This is a genomic window from Paraburkholderia sp. CNPSo 3281 (assembly GCF_024206515.1).
Taxonomy (GTDB): domain Bacteria; phylum Pseudomonadota; class Gammaproteobacteria; order Burkholderiales; family Burkholderiaceae; genus Paraburkholderia; species Paraburkholderia nodosa.
Window position 1 is genome coordinate 1 of the sequence record NZ_JAMBPS010000176.1, and the last position, 719, is coordinate 719.

The 719-nt window shown below is 62.3% G+C and carries 1 pseudogene; it reads right to left on the bottom strand.

The features are described 5' to 3' along the window. A pseudogene (locus M3I56_RS40775) lies at nucleotides 1-719 on the bottom strand (IS701 family transposase); the annotation flags it as partial.

Consider the following 719-nt stretch of genomic DNA (forward strand, 5'->3'; position numbering starts at 1 on the left):
ATGACCGAGCCCGAACTCCTGCTTCAGGTCCTGATAGTCGCGCTCGATGCGCCAGCGCATTTTGGTCACGAACACGAGCTGCTCGAGGGTCGCCTCTTCGGGGGCCGTAGTGAGAAAGTATTTGAGCGGCTCCGTATCGCCAGCAGGCCATTCAATGAGCAGCCATTCTTCGTCGCGAACGGTACTTCGCCAATTGTCGCGATGTGCGGGACGGACCCGCACGGCGGCAAAGCGTGAGGAAAGTGCTGCGTTGCTACCTTCCCGCCAGGTTACGGTCTGCAGGCGTTTTCGGGCAGTTGCATAGCCAGTTCCTTCACTGCGAGCGGTTCATGGCCGGGCGCGCGGCGTAACAATGTCGGGGGTTTGTAGCGCCGCTCCAGGGCTTGGGCGGAAGCGGCGCCGTACCGTGTGCCCATACAGAGGTGCCCGGCCGGATCCCTACCGCATACAACAAACCCAGTTCAGTTACGCCTTCCCGAAAAGCGGTTTCGTCGCCGTACCCGGCATCGGCGAGCACAATGCCCGGTCCAATACCGGATGCGACAGCCTCGCGGAGTTGGGCCAGCGCAATCTGTGGCTTGGTTTCGAAGGCGAGATCGTCGGGGATGCCCGCACGACGCGCTCGCTCCCGGTCTTCAATCCATTCCTTGGGGACATACAGCTGCCAGGCAATTGGCAGGCTGCCGCGTTGCGTCGCGATCGACAGGCTCACGGCGATC